This window comes from Paenibacillus castaneae, from assembly GCF_002884445.1.
Taxonomy (GTDB): domain Bacteria; phylum Bacillota; class Bacilli; order Paenibacillales; family Paenibacillaceae; genus Pristimantibacillus; species Pristimantibacillus castaneae.
This window is the reverse complement of record NZ_KZ614144.1, coordinates 3409934-3433084: the sequence shown is the minus strand read 5'-3', so window position 1 is coordinate 3433084 and position 23151 is coordinate 3409934. Positions and strand designations below refer to the sequence as shown.

Here is a 23151-nt window from a genome sequence, read left to right as displayed (position 1 = left end):
GAGACGGAGAGTCAAAACTGCAGCCAGTTTTGACTCTCCGTCTCTTTTATTTATGTTCGTTTTTTTGGCCTGGCATCAAACTAACAGCTATTGCTGTTCTTTTTATTTTGTTTCTGCGATTTCGTTTCTGTATCCTCAGCTAATTTATCACCGAATTGATCCAGTCGTGAAGGGCTTGACGCAGGTCCATCATTATCAGGCTTATTATTTCTTCCAGTCATGTTTATCACCTCCAGGCTTTATAGGTTGAGCATTGCATGTTGATTTCATACAGTTAAGCGTGATTAGGTGAAGAAACATTGGCTATACATTTATTTTCAAATTGAATTCTGCATTGAGTTGTTTACCCGTTATCGCTTATAATAAAACGAGAAAATTAAAGAAGAAAAGGTGTCATGAATGAGTATATTAAACGTAGAACGATTAAGCCACGGCTTTGGAGATCGCGCTATCTTCAATGACGTATCCTTCCGCCTGCTCAAAGGCGAGCATATTGGACTTATTGGCGCTAACGGTGAAGGCAAGTCTACCTTCATGAATATTATTACAGGAAAGCTCCAGCCGGATGATGGTAAAGTCGAATGGTCCAAACGTATGCGCGTAGGATATCTCGATCAGCATGCGGTACTAAACAAAGGAATCACCATGCGAGATGTGTTAAAGGGTGCCTTCCAATACCTGTTCGATATGGAACAGGAAATGAACGATATGTATGGAAAGATGGGAGATGTAACACCTGAGGAGCTTGAGCAGCTTCTGGAAGATGTCGGTACGATTCAGGATACTTTGACCAGCCAAGATTTTTATATGATCGATGCCAAAATCGATGAAACCGCACGTGGACTTGGTCTTACCGATATTGGACTGGATAAGGATGTAAATGACCTTAGCGGAGGTCAGCGTACGAAGGTATTGCTGGCTAAGCTATTGCTTGAGAAGCCGGATATTCTGCTGCTGGATGAGCCGACGAACTATTTGGACGAGCAGCATATAGATTGGCTGACACGTTATCTGCAAGAGTATGAGAATGCATTTATTCTAATCTCTCACGATATTCCATTCCTTAATAGTGTCATTAATCTGATCTATCATATGGAAAATCAAGAATTAAACCGCTACGTAGGCGATTACGATTACTTCCAGCAGGTCTATGAAATGAAAAAGCAACAGCTGGAGTCAGCTTATAAACGTCAGCAGCAGGAAATTGCGGGATTGAAGGACTTCGTAGCTCGGAATAAAGCGAGTGTTGCGACACGAAATATGGCGATGTCTCGCCAGAAGAAGCTGGACAAGATGGAAGTTATTGAAATAGCTAAGGAAAAGCCAAAACCGCAGTTTAACTTCAAGGATGCGAGAACTTCCGGTAAACTAATCTTCGAAGCTACTGAGCTTGTTATTGGATACGACAGCCCCTTGTCTAGACCACTTAACCTGCGTATGGAACGCGGTCAGAAGATTGCACTTGTTGGCGCGAACGGGATCGGTAAAACGACACTTCTGCGCAGTATTTTAGGCGAAATAACCGCTCTATCCGGCTCTGTAAGACTTGGAGAAAACCTGAATATCGGTTACTTCGAACAAGAAGCGAAAGATGCTAATTACAATACTTGCATCGAGGAAGTGTGGAAGGAATTCCCTTCCTACTCACAGTTTGAAGTTCGTGCTGCGCTTGCGAAGTGTGGACTCACGACGAAGCACATCGAGAGCAAAATTGCTGTGCTTAGCGGAGGCGAGAAGGCAAAAGTACGCCTTTGCAAGCTAATCAACAACGAAACGAATCTGCTCGTACTCGATGAGCCGACCAACCATCTGGATGTGGATGCTAAGGACGAGCTTAAGCGCGCTCTCAAAGCGTACAAAGGCAGCATTCTACTCATATCCCACGAACCGGATTTCTATCGCGATGTCGTTACCGAAACATGGAATTGCGAATCATGGACGACGAAGGTTTTTTAATCAAATCGATCCAAATCCCATCTAACTTTGTTAGATGGGATTTTTTCGTTGGTCAGAGTTATATAAGAGTCTGGAATGTTCAGAGACTAGTAACTTGAAATGCTAGAATCACTACACTATAATATGTAGTGTAAGGAGGAGACTATGGACATTGGATATAAAAAATTTCAAGTATGGTGAAGTTGGCTTAAACCGATTTTTCGGACCGTTGGAAGCGAAAATTATGCAGTTTTTATGGGAAAGCAATGAGCTCAGCATAAAGGATGTCAAACAACGATTGGAAAAGGAAAAGCCAGTCAACTTCAATACCGTTATGACCGTTATGAATCGCTTGATAGACAAAGGAATTTTGGAAAAAAGGCTCGTGGGCCGGCTGTCTCTCTATCAGCCTACAGCAACCAAAGAAGCATTTATTGAGCATCAATCCAAGAAATTGACGGAAAACTTGCTGGATGAATTTGGCGGTGTTGTTATCAATCATATGCTGGATGCGATCACAGAGGTTGATCAATCCTTATTAGATAGACTTGAGCAAAAAATTCAGCAATTAAAGAAGGAAAAGGCATGATGCGCCGGCAAAGAAAGTCCTCTATTATTTTGGCGTTAAGTGTATGGATCGCTATTATTGTGTGGAGCCAGATGGGGATGTATTTATGCCATATCCTATTCGGTGTTGATATTAAGGTTAATTTTTTCAGGTTCTGTCTCAGTCTATTTAGGGAGAATTCTCTTTATTATTTTTTAGTTATAACCTTGTTGAATATTACGATTGCGTATACCTTCATACTATCATTCATTAAGATGATTCAGCAGTACGTCCTTTCCAAAAAGTTGAAAACTAAGCTGATGGGTATGCGCAACATTACATTAACAGCTAATCTCATTCAACAATTTCAACCGCTCAATCAACATATGATTGTAATCGATCATGGACAAGCGATGGCATTTACTGCTGGAATAAGAAGGCCGCTTATTGTACTATCGAGCGCTTTAGTTGAGATGCTTGATGATCAAGAACTGGAGGCCGTTATTGCGCATGAGATTTATCATCAGAATCATTATGATTCTTTGAAGATTTTCTTGCTTCAGCTAATTGCTAGATCGCTTTGGTTTATTCCACTTACGAAATGGTCTTATTACAATTATAAAATGATGAGCGAATTGCTTGCCGATGAGCATGCGATTCAATATACCGGATCGGAGATTGGATTAGGAAGTGCTTTGTTAAAGCTGATTAAAAACAACTTCAGCGATAATCCAACACCGGTACTTGTTCACTTCTCGGATGGTATTGTCAATTACAGATTGCAGCAATTAGTAGATCCTCAATCCTCTATTCCTCTAAAGCTAGATGCAGTATCGCTAGTCATTTCTATTCAGGTGATGCTCTTGATTATTTGTATGAACGTGCTGGCAATCACCTGATTTTTTTGAAAACAAGCACTACAATCAGTAGTGTTAATAGAGAGGCGTGATTATTTTTTATGAATGTACATTCGGGTATGATCCATCAGTCCAGCTCGGTTTCTTTTTTACTATATACGGCAGGACTGTTTTTATTGTTTGCACTTATCGGCTATTGGTACGCTTCCAAATGGAAGAAAGATAATACGAGTAAATTAAAGAAGGAACAAAAAGCAGCATTAAAGAAGAAAACGAATAATATGCGATTGACTTCTCATATCCTTCTTACTGTTTCAATATTGCTAGCTGTGGGATATTTTGCGCAAGATATGTTTAAATCGTATAATGTTGAAAAATTAAATTTTAAAGCAGCGATTCAAGTAACGAGTGATCCTTATTACGGAGCTGGTCATACAGATGATCCTGTTCCATACGAGATGAAGATCCCGACCTCAGGAAGTCATAGTCCGCATGACTTGAAATTCGGCTTCTATAAGGAGAAGCCTAAGAATGAGATGCTTGTTCATAATTTGGAGCATGGAGATATTATTATTTATTATCGTGCAAATACCGATCCAGCTATTCTTGAACAGCTTGATTACCTCACAAAGTTTCGCAAAGCCGGTGCTGGGATACTAGCCGTACCGAACGAGGATATTCCCGCATCGAAGCAATTTGTTGTTACGGCGTGGACAAAAACAATGGAGCTTGATCAATATGATGAAGCCCAGATCGGTACTTTTATTTATGATTATATCAATAAAGGTCCCGAACAAATCCCGGCAAGCATTCGCCGCGGCGGCGGTACGATGTAAATAGGTTTAAAATAGGAGTTATTTCAAGAGCGGGAATCCGTATCTGGAAATAGCTCTTTTTTTAAAAAAAGGCTCTGTTAATGTTGATTGTTGATGATCCTCCAAACCAAGCCTCCTTCGAAATAAGTCTCTTTTTCAACGTTCAATGTAACACTTTTGTTTGAACTGGGGTAACCTGGTTCTTCATTGACAATGTATAGAGTATTTTCATTTTTCCATTCCATAGAAAAGTTTCTTTTCGCATCACTATGATAAACAATCTTCATTTTATTATCATCATGATAAGTAATTTCTACCCATAAATTAACTCCACCAGCTGCACCTCCATAAGTTTTATAGTATGCATTAGCAGTATATTTGTCGGTAGGGGATTCCACAGGTCCTTTATAAAATTCACCTTCAAGATTATCGAATGTAAAAAAGTATGTATTGTATATCACTTGTGTTGTAACGATACCTATACCTATGAGAGCTGCAATTAACAGTTTTTTAGGAAATGGCTTCTTTTTGATATAGAAAACAAATAGTTTGATACAAAAAATAAAAAATATTAGAACTGTAATGAGAGAAAGGATGAAGAAACCTAATAGATATAAATAATTAATAATAGTTCCTCCTGTCGATGTGTTTTCATATTCCTTACAATTTAAGTAACGGAACCAATTGGAATAAGGTTGCAAATATTTGGAAGACACCGAGTTATAACGGTTTTAGTTCTGGGCTACTTTTAAAAAAAGAATAATCGTCGAGTTAAATTTCTCCAGCATGTTATATTGGAAATCAGGAGGTGACGATGGTATTGGAAAAATACTTAAGAATTCAATCTGTCCTGGATCATATTGATGAGCATGTTGAGGATTGCTTAGACAGCAATAGCCTCGCTGAAATTGGCATCTTCTCGAAATCCCATTTCTTTAAATTGTTTACCCACCTTACAGGATATACGCCGATGAATTACGTACTTAGACGAAAGCTCCATTATGCAGCGAAACGAATGATTACAAGCAAGGAAAAAATTGTTGATATTGCATACCATTTTGGTTTTGAATCGCATGATGTTTACAGTCGCGCGTTCAAACGCGTCTATGGCATTTCACCTGAAAGCTACAGGAAAAGAAGATATACATTACCCGAAATGAAAAAAGCGGTTGTTGAAATGAATGGTGGGGGAGGAAAAGCATTGATTGATGTTGAAATCGTGGATAGGCCTTCCATGTGTTTCATTGGTGTTGAGAGACCAATAGGGAGTGGAGATGGCAAAGCAACGATCGCACAGGTTTGGGAGCTATATTTTCAAAGATACCAGCATTTATTTGGTCATCTGACAAACCGAGTGAACCCGGAGGAGGATACAGAATACGCGTTGGCTGTGTTTAATCAAGATGGGATTTTTAGTTATTTCGTCGGTTTTGAGGTAGAGGGAATTGAGCATATTCCTGTAGGGGCAGTTGGAAGAGAAGTACCTGCACTTACTTATGCCAAAGCTACCCACATCGGTCCGCCAGCGGAAACACTGGGACAAACCTTGGATTATGTTTATGGCGAGTGGTTCGCGAATAACAGCTATCAGACAGCACATCTTCGCGAATCTCCATATTCAGTAATTGAGCACTACGACAGTCGTTGTTCTCTGACACCGCCGGAGATGGACATTTTTGTCCCCATTAAGCCGCCTTCTCATAATAGGATCGAGAACGTGCCAGCTTTTGAAGCCGCGTACTATCGGGCAGTCGGCAACGATGTGGCCAAATTGAAATACGAAGCAATCGATGTGATGATCAATTGGGTGGAGAAGAATCGTCATGCAAACGATTCATCGTTTCAACTGGGAGTAATGTATGGTGAAACAAATGAGCATGAATCGTTCTGTGAAGTATTTTACAAAATCAACAATGAAAGCGCAGTATTTGAGATTGCTGAAATTAAAGTAAAGGTAAAAGCTTATGCAGGCGGAACATATGCAGTGGCTCCAGGGGTTCATCATTTTCTCGAGAAGGATTGGGCTGCATTTATGCTTTGGCTGGAGCAGCATGACGAATATAGAGCTGTTGGTGGATGTTATGAAGAGTTTTTAATCGAGAATGGTAAATTTGATTTTTATACTAATCTTCATTTTTATGAAAGGGTAGAGAAAAAATGAAGCTGAGCGCTTACGATGAAGTGTGCAATTGGGAAAAAAGTGAGGCTGTATATACATTACAAAAATGTGGGCTACGTGAAGGCATGGTCGCCATGGATTTGGGTTGTGGGTTAGCTCATTATACAATACCTGCTGCACTAACCGTAGGGAGACAGGGGAGAGTAATCGCCGTTGATCATGATAAGAAAGCATGTAAAACCGCTTATCAACGTATTCAAGATGCTGGTATAACGAATGTTGAAATGCTTCGAGCCAATCATATTGAATTGGAGCACATTCCGGAAAGCAGTATCGATTTTCTTATGATTTATGACATGATACATGGGAATGCAAGAATAGAAATGTATCCCGTTGTTAAACGATTATTGAAAAAGGGCGGAATTCTTTCTTTTCTAGCTTTTGACGAAATTCGTTACCAGAAGAGCCTTGATGGTCAATTGATAAAGTCCAATCAGGGTAAAAACATGAGGGATACCTATGATATTGCATTGAAAAAAATGCACGATGAAATCATTTCAAACGGCTTTGCGCTGGATAGCATCGTTGAAAATGGTGGCGTTCATTTTGACCACTTCCACAGTCCGTATCATTGGAAAAAATATGGCGAGGTGAGATTGGAAACTCTTGAACGCGGCAATATTTATAATTTTGTAAAACAAATATGAGGAGACACAATTTGAAAAAAATAATAATACCAATCTTATTTATTGGAATCTTATCATTATTTGCGTGTCAAGCAAAAACGAAGGATCTAACATTTGTAGGAGAGGGAGATCAATGGTCAGCTGTATTAACGGTTAATCAGAATGCTGGAGATGAAAAATATCAAATACAGCTAAGTTATAAAGGCGATAAAAGAGAGGAAATTAAAGCTTTTAGTTACAACGCAGTAATAAATGACTATGGAATGGGGTTTGGAGCAAATGATGCGACCTTAAACAAAGAAAATAAGTATCAAAATAAATCATTTGGCTCTAACAGTCCTTCTACGAGTAAAGAAGATGAGCCAGTGATAGAAGTAGAATGGAACAATAAAAGCGAAAGTTTTACTTTGCTAAACAAGAATATGTAGGTTCATGAAATAGTCAGTTCTAACGAACAGCAGGAGATTAATAAAGAAACTTTGATTGGCTTCATGCCTTCAAGGTTTCTTTTTTTGTAGAGGCTGCCATTACCGCAATAGGGCTTAGACTGTGAGAGATTTAGGAATGTCCTGCATGAGAAACGAGGTAATGAAATAAATATTGACAACAATCGTTCATTTCGTATACATTTGTATACATAACAAGTTGTATACGAATGTATACAAAAAATAGGAGGAACTCATATGCGCGAAGGTTATGGACATAGAGGCAAGCACGGTCATAGAGAGCATTGTGATCAAAGAGAGAATGGGCATCTTCATTCAAAAAGTGCTCAAACGTTTCGCCGCGGCAGGGCTGTCGCATTCTTAGATAAGTTAATGGTTAATCGGTCCACTTTGCAGCGCCAATTAAATGACCCGGAGCTCGAGGCGATTAAATTGGTTATTAGCGGTGAATTGAAAGCAACGGAAACGATTATCGATGAGTTTATCCAAATGTTTCAGCTTCATGGGATTTCGTCAGATGATACTCCGACCGACGATAATCCGTCTGCCGACAATCTAATTGAGGAGAATGAATCAAAAAACGAAAATAATTGATGTTATGAAAACACGTAGAACGGTTAAAAAGTTTAAGTCGGTTCCAATTAGCGAAGTTGATCTATTTGCTTGACTGGATTTATCCTAAAACGTTCGATTATGTATCATAATGCCGGAATCTCAATCGGGAACGTAAAGGATTCACTGTATAAGACAGAGGAAGTGATAGCCTTTGAAACCAAACGGTATATTAAAACCCTATTTTAAACAGACATGGCACATCTATCTCGCGTCAATTTCACTGCATGCGGCTGCTAGTATCGTTTTTGCATACTTTCCGAAGGTGCTGGGCAATTTCACGGATCAACTACAGACTGGAGATTTGGTTACCCATGATGTTGTGCGTTACAGCCTGTTACTGCTGGTGATTGGTGCGGGGTATGCGTTAATCGGGGGGTACGGCCAATATCTCGTTATGTATGTTGGACGGTTGTTTGAATATATAACCCGACGCCGGCTGTTCTCGCACTTCTCGGGGCTGAGCGAGCATTATTATTCGAAAAATGGCGTGGGCAAGATGCTAAGCTACTTTATGAATGATGTTACAGGCGTCAGGGAATCGATCTCAATGGGGATAAACCAACTAGCGATGGCCTCAATGCTCTTATTTTCCTGTATCGGTGCTATGCTTCTTAGCGATATTCCGTACTATTTAATTGCAGCTTCCGTTGGTCCATTGCTGCTGATTCCTTGGATCGTGATGCGATTAGGACCAGCCATTCGTAAGCGCTCTCTAAAAGTACAAGAGGCGCTGGGGGCGATGACCGAATCTGCCGAAGAGCAGTTTGGCGGTATAAGGGTTACAAAAAAATTCGCGGTCGAGCCGATCATGATCGGGCGATTCGGTTCCTATGTTGACCGGATACGCGACAATCAGCTGTCACTCGTACGGATGTCATCGCTGCTTCAGGCACTTGTGCCCTTTCTCGGGTCAATGTCTTTAATTGTGGCTTTGGCACTTGGCGGTTATCTTACCGTTACAGGAAGGATCACGCTCGGCAATTTCGTCGCGCTCACGCTTTACGTTCGCATGCTGATGAACCCGCTGCAGCAAATCGGTAACGTCGTTAATACAATACAAAGGTCACGCGCCTCGTTGCAGCGGCTAAATGAATTGATCGCAGTGAAACCAGACATCGTTGAAGCAGAAAATGCCGTACCGGTCGAGCTTAGTCATAGTCCGTTAAGTATGGAACAATTGACCTTCTCATATCCGGATGCTTCGCGGCCTGCTTTGCGTCAGATCGATCTGGTCATTCAGCCAGGTATGACGATCGGCATCGTTGGACGTACTGGCAGTGGCAAAACAACGCTTGTTAAGCTGCTGCTGCGGACATACGAACCGCCAGCTGGGGCGATTCAAATCGGCGGGGTGGACATCCGAAAAATTACGCTGGAGAGCTTGCGATCCCAGATCGCTTACGTGCCTCAGGACGGTTTCCTGTTCAGCACGACGATTCGCGAGAATATTGCCTTTGCGAGACGGCAAGCCGGACAGGATGAGATCGAATTGGCGGCTAAGCAGGCACGAATCTATGACAATATTACCGAGTTCCCTAATGGTTTCGAGACGAAGCTGGGAGAGCGCGGCATCACCTTGTCAGGGGGACAACGCCAAAGAACGAGTCTCGCGCGCGGTTTCATCATGCAGGCACCGCTTATGATTTTGGATGACAGCGTAAGTGCCGTCGATGCGGTAACTGAAACCGAGATTTTGCAGACGATTCAGAAAGAACGCCGCGGCAAAACAACGATTATCATCGCTCACCGAATTAGCGCTTTGAAGCATGCAGATCTCATTATCGTCATGGATGGCGGAAGAATTGTCCAACGAGGCAAGCATGAGGAGCTGATTGCTAAGCCGGGGCAGTACGCTGAGCTTCATGCGATACAAGAGGAGGGAAGCCAGCATGCCGCAACCCATTAATCATTTGCAGATGGAACGAAAGGCTGACCATGGCAAGCAGCCGAAAGTACAATATCGATCAGCCTTTCGGATCCTCAGCTCCTATGTAGGACCGCATCGGGTAACCTTTGCTCTAGTTTTGATCTGCACGGTGATTGCCATCACTTCCGAGTTGTTCCAGCCATACCTAGTAAAGGTTGCCATAGATGATAATTTGATGGCAGGCAAAAACGAATACGGAAGTCTGCTTATAATTTGCATGATCTATTTCGGGCTGTCCATATCAGGATTATGCTTTACATACCTGCAGAACAATTTGCTGCAGCGAGCGGGACAAAGCATAGTGGCTAAGATACGGAAGCAGTTATTCGAGCATATTACAAAGCTCTCCATGTCTTATTTCGATAAGACGCCAAGCGGAAGTCTGATCACGCATGTCTCTAGCGACACCGAAGCCGTTAACCAGTTTTTTAGCCAAGTGCTGCTTACGCTGCTGCGCGATGGCCTCACATTGATTTCAATCCTTGTCATGATGTTTTATCTTGACGTTACTCTTGGCACTTATTGTCTAGTGCTGCTGCCGATTATTGCCTTCATCGCCATCTCATTTCGATCTTACATGCGCAAAACATATCAGATGGCACGTACCCGTCTGTCTCGTCTTGTGGCGTTCGTAGCCGAGAATCTTTCGGGGATGAGCCTGATTCAGGCCTTCCATCAGCAAAAGGCGCAGGGGGAGCAATTCAAAGAACGGAATGAAGCGTATTTCAAAGCCAATCTTCGTGAGATTCGGACGATGGTTCTTTTTAATCGGTCGTTTGATCTTCTGGGCAATCTAACAATTGCATTTGTAATTTGGGTTGGAGGCAAAGCCGTACTTGGCCAAACGCTCGAATTCGGTGTCTTGTACGCATTCATTACCTATATCCGACTATTTTTTCAGCCCATTAACGCTATTACTCAGCAGTGGAACACACTGCAGTCGGCAACAGTTGCGGTAAACCGGATTTGGGGTGTGCTCGACATTCAGCCGGATATTGTTGACCGATCTAAGCCGCTTCAAATGAAACAGGATTCCATTCAGGGAAGTATCGATTTCAATCATATTACTTTTGGTTATGAAGGCAGTTCTCCAGTCTTTCAAGGACTCGACTTTCATATTCGTCCAGGTGAGATGATCGGCATCGTCGGCACGACCGGCGCAGGCAAAAGCTCGCTTATGAGCCTGCTTTGCCGCTTTTACGATGTACAGGAGGGCAGCATTCTAATTGACGGCAACGATATTCGAGATTTGCCGCTGGCCAAGCTGCACCGAATCGTAGGTCTGGTTCAGCAAGAGCCCTATCTTTATGCTGGCAGCATTATCGACAATGTACGGATGTTTGATGAGTCGATCTCACGCGATGAGGTCATTCATGCCTGCGAATTCGTAGGAGCGGATCGACTTGTAAAACATATGAAGGATGGCTACGATACGAGATTGTCCGAGCGTGGCAGCGGGCTCTCAGCAGGCGAAAGGCAGCTTTTGTCTTTTGCACGCATCATTGTATTCCGGCCTAGCATTCTTATTTTGGATGAAGCTACCGCGAATTTGGATTCTCAGACAGAGCAGCTGATTCAACAGGCTCTGCAGATTGTTTCCGAAGGTAGAACTACGATTGTTATCGCACATCGGTTGTCAACCATCATGCATGCAAACCGGATTATCGTCCTCCGTCATGGGAAGATTGTCGAAGAGGGGAAGCATGTGGAGCTGTTAGAGATGCAGGGCTATTACGAGGAATTGTATCGGCATTCGCAAGGCGAGACGATTAAATCGAAAGTCCGAGCAACGTCAAAATGAGTAATTGGTGCCGGTTAAAAGAGAGATTGACTATAATCATATCGAGTAAGAGGAGGCAATTCAATGTTAATTCAAACGAGAACAATTACTGTACAAAAAGACAAGGTGGATTTGGTCCTTGAACGCTTTACAAAGGAAAGCCCAATGGATGCAATGGACGGGTTAATCGATAAAACGGTCATGGTGAACCGAAAGAAGCAAGACTATGAAGAAGTCGTTGTAATGATTCGGTGGAGTTCTGTAGAGGATTGGAAAAATTGGGAGAAGAGCGATGTCCACATTCAAGGCCATCGGGAGAATAGAAGCAAACCAGCGCCGGATTACATTATAAGCACAGCAGTTAATATGTATGAAGTGCAGACGATAAAAGAAGGCTTGAAGAAATAACAGGAAACCTGAAGAAGGAAAAAGATTTTTGTTCTTCGAAGGTAGTGCAGCGGAGCCCTTAGGGAGGCTCCGTTCTTTTATTTAGCAAACTAAAGGGCAGTTGTCCTCAATAAAATGGTATAATTTATAAAATGATAATAGAGACTTAAACGTAATATTACAATTCAAACAACAATAACGGCAATCTGTTCAACTTAGAAAATGGTGGGAGGATTAATAATGGAGATTCTAATAATAATTATAATCGTGTTTGGTTTAGCAGGGATAATCGGAAATCAATATGCGATGATAAGAAAGATGGAGGAAATGAATAAAACACTTCATGAGATTTTGAATAAAAAATAAACTACAATGTAGCTAGAGAGTCGGTAAAACCCATAGCGGAAAAACTACATTTGCTAAAAGCTTTCTACTTTCGAGGAAGTGCTTATTCGGCAACAGGCTGAGTCTCAAAACGGCGATATACATGCTCTAATTGAAGGCGAAGCTGATCATTTTTTTTGTAATCAAAAACTCTGATGAAGTTCAGTCAGTTGTTCAAAGAATTGTCTTTATTGCACAAAGTTTGTGAGTTTTCTCTAGTAAAATCATGCTTAATTGAACCTGAATAGGAGAGATAATCATGCCAGCAGCAATCATTTTCGATATGGATGGAACGCTGTTCCAAACCAATAAAATTTTAGAATTATCTCTTGACGACACGTTTGCTTATTTGACGTCTCTTCATGAATGGTCAGGCGAAACACCTATTCAAAAATATCGTGAAATTATGGGGGTCCCATTGCCAGTCGTATGGGAAATGTTATTGCCGTCTCATTCAAACGAAATAAGGGAAAGCGCAAACGAATTTTTCCACGAGAAATTAATTGCAAACATTAATAATGGCAGCGGTGCCCTCTATCCTCATGTCTACGAGGTTTTAGGTTACTTGAAACAGGCAGGCTATTCCATCTTTATTGCAAGCAATGGGCAAATCGAATATCTGAACGCCATCGTAAACTATTACAAGTTAAATAATTGGGTGAAAGAGACGTTCAGCATCCAGCAGATACAAACTTTGAATAAGTCTGATTTAGTCTGCCATATCCTGAAAAAATATGACATCGACAATGCAGCAGTAGTCGGGGACAGACTTTCTGATATCAATGCAGCAAAAAATAATGGATTGATGGCGATCGGCTGTCGATTTGACTTTGCCCAAGAAGATGAACTAATACAAGCAGATGCCATCATTGATGACTTAATCGAATTGAGAACGCTATTAAATTTGTAGCGCTAACGTGATGCCGTCCACATTAAAGTAAGACGGCATCCAACTATGTCAGATTACTCTCCAACAACATTCCGACTTGTTTCTCCATAACTTCAGGTGGATAAGGCATTCCATTTGTAAACCACCACTCCACGATCCCTACGTAAGCTGGAGCGATAAATTGAACGATAATTTCTTCACTTATTCCGCGTTTTTTGCCCTCCGTCATATCCCAACCATTCTTGACATCCTCGATGACAAACGTAAGAAACCGACTTCGAAAGAAGGGTGCTCCTTTACTGGCCAGCATAGCCGAAAAGAATAAATAATTTCGTTCAAAATATTGAAACCATGTTATACTCCCCGTTGTAATATCCATCCCTGATTCCGGTTCGCAGATTTCTCGCAGCTCGTCGATATGTTCCTCAATAAGTTTATCCAGTAAATCAAATTTATCCTCGTAATGAAGATAGATTGTCCTTCGACTCAGATTGGCTCTATCGGAAATATCCTGTATGGTTATGTGATCGAAATTTTTCTCAGCCATCAGTTCAATCAAAGCTTTCTTTATTGCTTCCTTAGATTTAAGAATTCTTCTATCAACCTTAGTCAGTTGAGCCACCCAACTTTCTTCAACATAATGAACAAATCGTTTCGGCGTGTGAATTATTACACGTTTCTTATTCTTTTGGTAATTGCAGAAACGATGTCCTATATATAATAATACACATGTGAGTATTATTACATCAATGTGAAGGAGTTATTATGGCAAAACAAAATAATTTGTTTTTATTTATTTTGATCATAGGTGTTTTCGGAATTCTAACTACTGAGATGGGGGTTATTGGAATTTTACCTCTAATAGCCGAAAACTTTCATATCACCGTATCCAAAGCAGGCTTGTTAGTGAGCCTCTTTGCACTTGCTGTTGCTATCTCTGGTTGACAGTTGCCGCTACCTCAGTAAGCAAGGAAGATGCTCCTAAAGCGGTTTCTAAAGTCATGTTGGGAGTGACCGCAGGCATGGTTCTTGGAGTACCGATCACTAATTATGTTGCTAATGAAACTTCCGTTGAAATGGCGATGCTATTCTTTGCGATCATTAACGGTGTAGCATTCATAGCTACATTACTATTTGTACCATCAATGCCTGTTAAGGAAAGATTATCATACGGAGCTCAATTAAGCGTATTAAAAAAACCAATAGCCTGGTTTGCGATTATTACTATCGTACTCATAAGTTCTGGGCTAGCTGGTGTTAAAGTAGTTATATAGCAGAGTATCTTGAAACTGTCACTAGAATATCGGGGAAAATGTTAAGCTTGGTGTTATTGTTATATGGCTTGGCAAGTATGATTGGAAATCTTGCAGGAGGTAAATTACTTTCTAATCACACGATGAAAACAGTAACATCCTTTCCAATCGCATTAGGAATCGTTTATCTACTATCATTCCTAACGGGGAAATTAACTGTATCTATGATCATAACGATTATGATATGGGGAATATTTTTTGCGATAGGACATATGATTTGCCAATATTGGATTACATCTGCGATTCCAGAGGCCCTTGATTTTGCTAATGGATTGTTCCTATCGTGCGGTAACTTAGGAATAACAATTGGTACTGCAGTAGGTGGATTATTTATATCCGGAATGGGTACACCATACATCGTATTAGGGGGATTGCTATTTTTGATTTTGAGTTTATTATCTATTTTGCTGAAAATATACATGTTTCGTCCAACAAGACAACATTCTAGTTAACAAATAATCAAATATCAGATTTCATGAATTAGTTCCTGTAATTTACAAAAATCGCTTGACTTAGAGTTAACTTTAAGTAGTAAACTGCATAAGAAGAAAACAATAACTATTTGAAAGTGAGGAGCAATCAAATGGAATATGTGAAACTCGGAAATACAGGTTTGGATGTATCCCGGCTTTGTCTTGGTTGTATGGGCTTTGGTGTAGCAGAGCGTTCGGTTCATCAATGGGTACTCGATGAAGAGCGCAGTCGTCCCATTGTTAAAAAAGCACTGGAACTTGGAATCAATTTTTTCGATACGGCGAACGTATATGCTAACGGAACAAGTGAAGAAATACTTGGAGGCGCTCTCAAAGAATATGCCAATCGAGATGAAATAGTGCTCGCAACGAAGGTTAATGGGCGCATGCATGAAGGTCCAAACGGTGCCGGGCTTTCCCGAAAGGCAATCATGAGCGAGATAGATAAGAGCCTAAAGAGACTGAGGACCGATTATGTGGATTTATACCAAATTCACCGCTGGGATTACAATACTCCCATTGAAGAAACAATGGAAGCGCTTCATGATGTGGTGAAGGCTGGGAAGGCAAGATACATAGGTGCTTCAGCTATGTACGCATGGCAGTTTTTGAAGGCGTTACATGTAGCTGAGAAAAATGGATGGACCCGGTTCGTGTCTATGCAGAATCATTACAACCTCATCTACCGTGAAGAAGAGAGAGAGATGCTGCCTCTCTGTAAGGCTGAAAAAATCGGTGTAATTCCATATAGTCCACTTGCAGGAGGAAGATTAACAAGAGATACGCAGGAAACAACGCATCGTTCCGAAACCGATCAAATTGCAAAACAAAAATATGATGCGACTACAGATACCGACCGATTAATTATAGATCAGGTTGCAGCTATCGCCGAAAAACACGCCGTCCCTCGCGTTCAAATCGCACTAGCCTGGCTGTTGCAGAAAGAGCCGGTAACAGCACCTATTATAGGTGCCACAAAAATATCGCATCTCGAGGACGCGGTAGCTGCTCTTTCAATTACATTAACACCTGAAGAGATGGCGTCGTTGGAAGGACCATATGTACCTCACCGGATAGTGGGGCACCAGTAATTGTAATACGATGAAAACGTGATAGAAGAAAAATGGCAAGAAGGCTGTCTATTTACATTACATATGGCAATGGGAAGGAGAAATTTAAATCCTAACACTAGAGCAGCTTCACCCGAGGAGGTATGAAACGTGGAACGCCTATGGAAGAAGCCATTTATACTAATGACAATAGGGAACCTATTTCTATTTATTGCATTTTATATGTTGTACCCAACCCTGCCGCTGTTCATAAAACAGTTGGGTGGCAACGAATCTCAGGTGGGTCTGGCGATGGGCGCTTTTATGCTGTCAGCCGTAATTTTCAGACCAATCGTCGGGGGGTTGCTGGATCGGTTCGGCAGACGTCCGTTTATTATCTGGGGGCTGGTGCTCTTTATATTGGCGATGTACATGTATGATTGGGTTGGTGGCATCATCGTTTTGATGGGGCTTAGAATTTTACACGGGATGAGCTGGGCTGTTTCCACAACCTCCATTATTACCGCGGTAACGGATATGATCCCGCCTTCACGCCGCGGAGAAGGGATGGGATGGTTTAGCACGTCCATGACTCTGGCTATGGCAATCGGTCCGCTGTTCGGCATCTGGATTGCACAGAATCAATCGTTCAGCGCTCTGTTTTTAATCGCCGTGGTTCTCTCTGGCGCAGCGCTGCTTCTAACGATTGGTGCAAAAATGCCTTTTCGGCCGCAATCTGGTGCACGGAGAATCGAATTGTTCGAAAAATCGGTCCTGCCTATCGCGGTATCAGTGTTTTTTCTGTTTATCGCTTATGGGGGCATTACGACCTTTGTTCCGCTGTTCGCTGACTCAATCCAGGTCAATTCCGGCACGTTCTTTTTGGCCTTTGCTGCAACACTTGCGTTCAGCCGACCCATATCGGGGAAACTTTCAGATCGGTACGGAGAGTTATTTGTTATTGTACCGGCACTTGTAATTACGATTTGTTCATTGATTGTGTTGAGCTTCTCGACCGGTTTGATCGGCGTGCTTGTATCGGCTGTTCTATTTGGTCTTGGCTTCGGTTCCGCGCAGCCGGCTCTTCAAGCAGCAACGATCCGTCTGGCGCGTTTGGACCGGATAGGTGTTGCGAACGCTTCAATATCGACTGCAAATGACCTCGGCATCGGTCTAGGTGCGATTATGCTTGGCTGGGTCTCCCAATACACAAGCTACCAAGTATTGTTTGGGGTAAGCGCTGCATCAGTAGCGCTGTCCTTGTTGCTTTTCACTTTCTTTGTGAAACGCTTATTGAAGAACAAAGAACTATACCCTACAAATAATATATCGCTTCCTTCGAAACAAGCTGACGCGGTTTCGAAATAAGCGATTTGTAGCGATAGGAAAATCAAAAAAAGTAGCGAATATGTTAAATAGACGAAACGAAATAAGGCGCGGCTTAAGTAATATGAAAAGCTGCGTCTTGTTTTTTTACTAATCAGTATGCAATTTCCGAAGTAACATTCTGCGGCTTCATTATGCTAAACGGCAGTTATGTTCAATAAAAAGGCTGTAAATGGTGTTTACAAAAGAATAAAAAATGAATACACTGGTTTTTAACCTTTGATGGTTATTGTTTACGGATTCGTTCAATGTTAGAAATGGAATTAGAGCAAGTAATACAATATATTAGTTCCAAAGGAGAAAACTTATGAATGTTACTAAACTTCGACCATTTATTCCATCAGGTAAAGATTATATACTTGCACAGCGTTTTTTTGAAGATCTTGGTTTTGAGAAAGTATACTCCGACGACGGATTGAGTATTTTTAAAATAGGGGAACAAGAATTTTTTCTGCAAAATTACCATAATCAAGAATTCCAAGATAATTACATGGTAGAACTAGAAGTTGAGGATTTAGATGGTTGGTGGTCACTCATACAATCCGTTACTTTAGAGAAGAATTATCCTATTAAGGCAAAAGAACCTACAATGTATCCTTGGGGAAAACGTGAGATCAACCTAATAGATCCATCTGGTGTATGCTGGCATATTTCAGAAGCGAAAAAATAAAGTTAGTGATAAATGGCAGTATTAAAACATATAAGGAGGCTTCAGAGATGGTAGAACAGGCTATTGAAACACCGATAAAACCGATTGTTCCTGCTGTTTTTGTCTATGTCACTGATGTGAAGAAATCAATCGATTGGTACTGCAAAGTACTTGGTTTACCGACTCCTGATACAGATCGAACCGATATTCATATTTTTGGTTTGGGGGAGAGTCAGTGTTCAAATATATTTTTACGCCGTGTAGATAAAGTAGAACCAACAACAAAGCCTCTCTTTAGTTTAGTTGCACCGAATATTGAAGAAACATATCAATTCCTACATAAATTAAACATCACTATTGTGCATAAGGACGATGAGATTATCTGCTTTAAAGATCCTGATGGGAATGTTTTGATGGCGTGCTCAATATGATTAGAACGTATTTGTTCAAATATCACGAATGAATATGGCATGTGCAGAAAGTGTGCTTTTACGTATAATCGAAAGAATTTGTATCGTTAAACAGAGATATTTGGTAGGGAGAGAATCATAGTGAAAAAAACAGCTGTTTTATTATATCCGCAATTCAGTGAATATGAACTAACTGTAGCGTTATCCATTCTAATGCAAGGAAAAAAACCAGTCGTTACGGTTGGATTAAACAACCAGCCGATAAAAGGTGAGTCAGGGTTATCATGTGTAGCTGACGCTACTGTTGATGAAATTAAATTTGAACAAATAGATAGCCTCTTATTACCAGGTTGTATGGATATTACGTCGCTATATGAAGAAGAAAGATTATTTGATTTCATAAAACAAGTAGCTACTAAAGAAACGGTAATTGCAAGTATATCTAGCTCTCCATTCCTATTAGCAAAAGCAGGCGTTTTAAAAGGTAAAAAATATACGGTAGGGATGACAGAAGAAGATATGGAGAAGTCTGGTGTATTCGAAATAGAAAATTATTCAGACGATATGGTAGTGCAAGATGGAAACATAATTACAGCAAGAGGACGAGGGTTTGTTAGATTTGGGAACTATTTAGGGAAAGCTTTAAACCTTGAATTTGATGAAAGATGGTATCAAGAATAATGTAATAGGCTTCTTAACTAAAGGTTAGTGACGTTAGAAGAAAAACTATTATCACTTTAAGACAACGAAATAATATCATACATTATATCTACTTTTGATTTTAATGAGATTTATCATCCTATTATCTATCTATCTAGATAATATTGGTATGAACAAATTTTATTGACCCTCAATTAAGCCCCACCACAGGTTTATGCTATTATTTAATAATAATACCTCTCATAAAGTGGATTAATAGATTGTTTTGTGTTGCTCTAACTGGCAGGATAATTCAAATAATTAATGAATTATTACAAAGTAGAACTTTTCAATCATCTGATATTTTACTGCATGAAAAATCAGGCGATTTGATCTACTGCATGATATGCTCCTTTTGAAAGGAGGGGTCGCCGTGGATTGGCTTCAACGTATGAACCATGCTATTGACTATATTGAAGACAACTTAGAAAATAATATTGAATATGAACAGATTGCTAGAATTGCTTTATGTTCTGTTTATCAATTTCAACGTATGTTTTCATTTGTACTTGAAATACCTTTATCAGAATACATCAGACGTAGAAGGCTTACGCTTGCCGCCTTTGATTTAAAAAACAGAAATAATAAAGTGACTGATATAGCCTTGAAATATGGATATGAAACGCCTGAATCATTTTCGCGAGCATTTCAAAATCTGCATGGATTGACTCCTACATCAGCGCGCAATGCCGAAAGTCAGTTAAAGGCCTATCCTCGCATCTCCTTTCAAATTATATTAAAAGGAGTTGTCGGGATGAATTATCGAATTGAGAAACGGGATGCTTTTCAAGTTTTTGGGTTAGAGGACATATACAATTACGACAATATTGTAAATCAACAAGGAGTATCTATCCCGGAGGTTTGGCAAAACATATGCAAGAATGGCGAGTTTGACGGTTTACGACAGTCGGTGATTGGGGATTGGTGGAGCGAAGGCAATTTCAACAAGGAACTTGGAGCAGTTTTTGCATACGATTCCTACAAATTCACAAGCAATACCACTTTCCCTTATCTTATCGGATGTTACAAATCGGAGAATAGCAAGGTCAATGGATATACAGTTGTTGATGTTCCAGAATCTACTTGGGCGGTATTTTCAACATTAAGTGATGGGAATGGCAGCGGTAACTATGATCTGCGATCATTAAAAAATCGGATATTTTCTGAATGGCTACAAACATCAAAGTTTAATATTTTAGATGGCGGCAATTTCGAAATGTATTGTAAAAACAAAGTCGGTTATGAGTATTGTGAGTTATGGTATCGAATTGAGGAAAAGCAAATAGGATAAGAATAAACCTCGCTCCGCTAAAGGGACAATAAAAAACAGGAAAAGGCAGCCGGTTCATCGGTTGCCTTTTCTCAACTAACGGGCAGTTATGAGCTTTATTTTGTGAAGGAGGTGAGTTTAATGCTCTATATATTTAGTGGGTTGCCAGGCACCGGGAAGTCCACGTTATCATCAGCTTTGGCTAGAGAGTTACAGGCCACGTATCTCCGTGTCGATGTCGTGGAGTAGGCTATGCGGGCTGCTGGAACGTGGGTCGATGGACCTGCGGGTTACATCGTGTGTTATGCGATTGCATCGCAGAATCTCCGGTTGGGCCTCGACGTGATAGCAGATACAGTCAATCCCATCCAAGTAACGCGCCAAGCTTGGCGCAAAGTGGCGGAATCTCTTGAAACTCCGTTTGTGGAAATCGAAGTGGTCTGCTCTGACGATCGTGAACACAGGCATCGAATCGAAACGCGTGTAGCCGATATTCCCGGCTTTGTTCTACCCACGTGGGAAAAGGTCAGGAACCGACAGTACGATGTTTGGGACCGAGATCACATCGTCATCGACACAGCTCATCAAACTGTGGCCGAAAGCGTGATGACGTTATGTGAACAGTTGGATTTAAAATTAACGGGGGAGTAATACACGATTGTAGACCAGGACGATTGGGGTCGGTATGAAAAGTTATTTCTCAACAGAAATGAAGTCTTGAAGCAATTTGATAAAATTATCTTGTTTGCAAGTAGATTGTCTAAAGGCTCTTCGTTAGTTATTCAACATTACGCTAACGTGGAATGATAGTTCAATGCCAAGAGGGCAGTCGTTTGACAGCTCTTAGCTCAACTAACGGGCAGTTTACCGCAACTAAAAAAACAACTTTGCGCGTCTAAATCTAAGTTGTAGAATAAATTTACAGTAGAAGATTTCAGAAGTTTTTTGAGAAAATAATTATAAATGAAGAGTGACCGGGGTCGCGAACTGATATAATGACATACCTCGGTTACGTTTTCATGTAGATATAAACATGCGGGTCACTAAGAGATGCGGCCTGGCGTTATCATTGGGGTGGTACATAGTGGATTATTCTCAGAACGACAAGCTCAAGGTGGCGCAAATGTACGACGGAATCGCCGAGATCTACGAGGAACGCACTACGCCTCTGACTCACTTTCAAGCTTCCATACGGGCGTTTCTTACGGAGAGCGTTCATGCGGGGCAGCGTGTACTCGATATCGGTTGCGGGCCCGGGCACTTGACGAGTGAACTACCACTTAACGTGGAGGTCGTCGGGCTTGATTTATCGACTGCCATGGTCGAAACGGCGCGAAGAAAACGTCCTTCCGGTACCTACCTTGTACACGACTTCCACCAGGCACTACCTGCCGAACTCGGAAAGTTCGACACGATAGTAGCAAACGGTTGTTTCGATTTCTGTGAGGATCTGGTACAAGTCATCGGTAACGTGGCGACAGCCCTTGCTTATGGCGGTCACTTCTACTTTACCATAAGCGAGCATCGTACGGAATTGCCCTTTCACGATGCACACTGGATTGATACAGGTGGTGGACTGGCTGATATCCGAATGTTCTTCTGGACGTTTTCCGAAACGGCCGCCGCGATTGATAGGTCTGGTCTTCGCCCTCTTACGTACCGGCACGCACCAGGTTGGGAAAACGAGGTTCTACAGACAACTATCTACTACGGCTACTGGGTGGTGGAACGTCTCCAGCCTAAGGAGTAGGCTTAGATTTGCATTCAGCCGTTGGTGATGGGCCGAGCGACCAAGGTCTTAAAAAACCTTTGTGTCGCAGCATTCCATAAGAAACAACCCAAGTTGAATTCTGCTAAAATGTAGTTAAGTATAATGTAGATATCCTCATGAACAAAGGAGAACTGAAAATGAGAAAACTCGTTCTATTTCTGCACGCATCGCTTGACGGTTTTGTAGAAGGGCCGAATGGTGAAATGGACATTGGCTGGGTTTCCTACGATGCTGATTTGGAGAAACACGCGAAAGAAATTCTGAGTACTGCCGACACTGTCATTTGGGGACGTGGGACTTATCAGATGATGCACAGTTACTGGCCATCTGTGCCTTCGAACCCATCGGCTTCGCAGCATGAACGGAATCATGCCGAGTGGATCGAAAAGACAGCCAAAATCGTTTTTTCCACGACGCTGGAGAAAGTCGAATGGAATAATTCCAGACTCGTTAAAGAAGATGTCGAGGAAGAGATCAATAACCTTAAACAGCAGCCAGGCAAGGATATGGTCATCCTCGGCAGTCCTAGGTTCGCACACCACCTTATGCAGCTTGATTTAATTGATGAGTATAAAATTACGGTTTCTCCCGTCCTGATCGGTAAGGGATTGCCGTTATTCCAAGGGCTCAAGGAGAAGATCAATCTTAAGCTAATCGAAAACAAGACCTTTGATTCTGGAGCCATAGGTCTCGTTTACCAGACGGTAAGATGACCTTGTCACTTAAGGTGATTACGCTAACAAG

Annotated in this window: 23 protein-coding genes and 2 pseudogenes; 22 read left to right on the top strand and 3 right to left on the bottom strand. The window is 41.3% G+C overall.

The window, feature by feature from the left end; translation table 11 throughout:
- Nucleotides 1–80 precede the first annotated feature (80 nt).
- Complete coding sequence (locus CEF13_RS28815; protein ID WP_166742968.1) at nt 81–221, bottom strand: hypothetical protein; 141 nt, start codon at nt 219–221, stop codon at nt 81–83.
- Between the two features lie 178 nt (nt 222–399).
- Here CEF13_RS28815 and CEF13_RS15470 point away from each other — a divergent pair, with 178 nt between their 5' ends.
- The 4 genes from CEF13_RS15470 (at nt 400) to CEF13_RS15455 (ending at nt 4175) form a co-directional block, all read left to right on the top strand.
- Nucleotides 400–1956: an ABC-F family ATP-binding cassette domain-containing protein gene (locus CEF13_RS15470; protein ID WP_102711722.1), complete on the top strand. Its 1557-nt coding sequence runs from the start codon at nt 400–402 to the stop codon at nt 1954–1956.
- A gap of 151 nt (nt 1957–2107) precedes the next feature.
- The gene (locus tag CEF13_RS15465; protein WP_102711720.1) at nt 2108–2524 is read left to right on the top strand and encodes a BlaI/MecI/CopY family transcriptional regulator; all 417 of its coding nucleotides are present in this window, start codon (nt 2108–2110) and stop codon (nt 2522–2524) included.
- Complete coding sequence (locus CEF13_RS15460) at nt 2521–3381, top strand: M56 family metallopeptidase (RefSeq protein ID WP_102711718.1); 861 nt, start codon at nt 2521–2523, stop codon at nt 3379–3381. Before CEF13_RS15465 ends, CEF13_RS15460 begins: the two co-directional genes overlap by 4 nt.
- A 59-nt stretch (nt 3382–3440) precedes the next feature.
- Nucleotides 3441–4175: a thioredoxin-like domain-containing protein gene (locus CEF13_RS15455; RefSeq protein ID WP_102711716.1), complete on the top strand. Its 735-nt coding sequence runs from the start codon at nt 3441–3443 to the stop codon at nt 4173–4175.
- Between the two features lie 77 nt (nt 4176–4252).
- On the opposite strand, the gene CEF13_RS15450 is transcribed toward CEF13_RS15455, so the two are convergent.
- Nucleotides 4253–4855, bottom strand: coding sequence for a DUF5412 family protein (locus CEF13_RS15450; protein ID WP_208414825.1), 603 nt, complete (start codon nt 4853–4855; stop codon nt 4253–4255).
- Between the two features lie 113 nt (nt 4856–4968).
- Here CEF13_RS15450 and CEF13_RS15445 point away from each other — a divergent pair, with 113 nt between their 5' ends.
- The 8 genes from CEF13_RS15445 to CEF13_RS15410 all read left to right on the top strand — a co-directional run bounded on the left by CEF13_RS15445 (nt 4969) and on the right by CEF13_RS15410 (nt 13408).
- Complete coding sequence (locus tag CEF13_RS15445; protein ID WP_102711714.1) at nt 4969–6315, top strand: GyrI-like domain-containing protein; 1347 nt, start codon at nt 4969–4971, stop codon at nt 6313–6315.
- Nucleotides 6312–6980, top strand: a complete 669-nt coding sequence (locus CEF13_RS15440) for a class I SAM-dependent methyltransferase (RefSeq protein ID WP_102711712.1) — start codon at nt 6312–6314, stop codon at nt 6978–6980. The genes CEF13_RS15445 and CEF13_RS15440 overlap by 4 nt, the downstream gene beginning before the upstream one ends.
- Nucleotides 6981–6991: 11 nt before the next feature.
- Nucleotides 6992–7387, top strand: a complete 396-nt coding sequence (locus tag CEF13_RS15435; protein ID WP_102711710.1) for a hypothetical protein — start codon at nt 6992–6994, stop codon at nt 7385–7387.
- Between the two features lie 255 nt (nt 7388–7642).
- Complete coding sequence (locus tag CEF13_RS15430; protein ID WP_208414819.1) at nt 7643–7999, top strand: hypothetical protein; 357 nt, start codon at nt 7643–7645, stop codon at nt 7997–7999.
- Between the two features lie 172 nt (nt 8000–8171).
- Complete coding sequence (locus tag CEF13_RS15425) at nt 8172–9926, top strand: ABC transporter ATP-binding protein (protein WP_102711708.1); 1755 nt, start codon at nt 8172–8174, stop codon at nt 9924–9926.
- Nucleotides 9910–11748, top strand: a complete 1839-nt coding sequence (locus CEF13_RS15420) for an ABC transporter ATP-binding protein (protein WP_102711706.1) — start codon at nt 9910–9912, stop codon at nt 11746–11748. Before CEF13_RS15425 ends, CEF13_RS15420 begins: the two co-directional genes overlap by 17 nt.
- A 63-nt stretch (nt 11749–11811) precedes the next feature.
- Nucleotides 11812–12135: an antibiotic biosynthesis monooxygenase gene (locus tag CEF13_RS15415; protein ID WP_102711704.1), complete on the top strand. Its 324-nt coding sequence runs from the start codon at nt 11812–11814 to the stop codon at nt 12133–12135.
- A gap of 622 nt (nt 12136–12757) precedes the next feature.
- The gene (locus CEF13_RS15410) at nt 12758–13408 is read left to right on the top strand and encodes an HAD hydrolase-like protein (RefSeq protein WP_102711702.1); all 651 of its coding nucleotides are present in this window, start codon (nt 12758–12760) and stop codon (nt 13406–13408) included.
- 43 nt (nt 13409–13451) lie between these two features.
- Here the strand turns inward: CEF13_RS15410 and CEF13_RS15405 are convergent, their stop codons facing one another.
- Nucleotides 13452–14000, bottom strand: coding sequence for a TetR/AcrR family transcriptional regulator (locus CEF13_RS15405; RefSeq protein ID WP_102716392.1), 549 nt, complete (start codon nt 13998–14000; stop codon nt 13452–13454).
- A 152-nt stretch (nt 14001–14152) separates the two neighbouring features.
- Between CEF13_RS15405 and CEF13_RS15400 the strand changes: the two are divergent.
- The 10 genes and pseudogenes from CEF13_RS15400 to CEF13_RS15355 all read left to right on the top strand — a co-directional run bounded on the left by CEF13_RS15400 (nt 14153) and on the right by CEF13_RS15355 (nt 23120).
- Nucleotides 14153–15152, top strand: a pseudogene (locus CEF13_RS15400) (MFS transporter).
- Between the two features lie 131 nt (nt 15153–15283).
- Complete coding sequence (locus CEF13_RS15395; RefSeq protein WP_102711700.1) at nt 15284–16264, top strand: aldo/keto reductase; 981 nt, start codon at nt 15284–15286, stop codon at nt 16262–16264.
- Between the two features lie 129 nt (nt 16265–16393).
- Nucleotides 16394–17590, top strand: coding sequence for an MFS transporter (locus CEF13_RS15390; RefSeq protein ID WP_102711698.1), 1197 nt, complete (start codon nt 16394–16396; stop codon nt 17588–17590).
- Nucleotides 17591–17915: 325 nt separating this feature from the next.
- Entirely contained in the window at nt 17916–18278 is a 363-nt protein-coding gene (locus tag CEF13_RS15385) for a VOC family protein (RefSeq protein ID WP_102711696.1), read from the top strand.
- A gap of 47 nt (nt 18279–18325) precedes the next feature.
- On the top strand, nt 18326–18688 hold the full coding sequence (locus tag CEF13_RS15380) for a VOC family protein (RefSeq protein ID WP_166742967.1): 363 nt from the start codon (nt 18326–18328) through the stop codon (nt 18686–18688).
- Between the two features lie 120 nt (nt 18689–18808).
- On the top strand, nt 18809–19348 hold the full coding sequence (locus CEF13_RS15375) for a DJ-1/PfpI family protein (protein ID WP_102711692.1): 540 nt from the start codon (nt 18809–18811) through the stop codon (nt 19346–19348).
- Nucleotides 19349–19739: 391 nt separating this feature from the next.
- A complete protein-coding gene (locus CEF13_RS15370; protein ID WP_102711690.1) occupies nt 19740–20657 on the top strand; it encodes an AraC family transcriptional regulator in 918 nt (305 codons plus the stop codon).
- A gap of 120 nt (nt 20658–20777) precedes the next feature.
- Nucleotides 20778–21287: pseudogene (locus tag CEF13_RS15365) on the top strand (P-loop nucleotide/nucleoside kinase family protein).
- A 433-nt stretch (nt 21288–21720) separates the two neighbouring features.
- Nucleotides 21721–22386 (top strand): class I SAM-dependent DNA methyltransferase, encoded by a 666-nt coding sequence (locus CEF13_RS15360; RefSeq protein WP_166742966.1) that lies wholly within the window; start codon nt 21721–21723, stop codon nt 22384–22386.
- Nucleotides 22387–22544: 158 nt separating this feature from the next.
- Nucleotides 22545–23120: a dihydrofolate reductase family protein gene (locus CEF13_RS15355; RefSeq protein WP_053435337.1), complete on the top strand. Its 576-nt coding sequence runs from the start codon at nt 22545–22547 to the stop codon at nt 23118–23120.
- Nucleotides 23121–23151 lie beyond the last annotated feature (31 nt).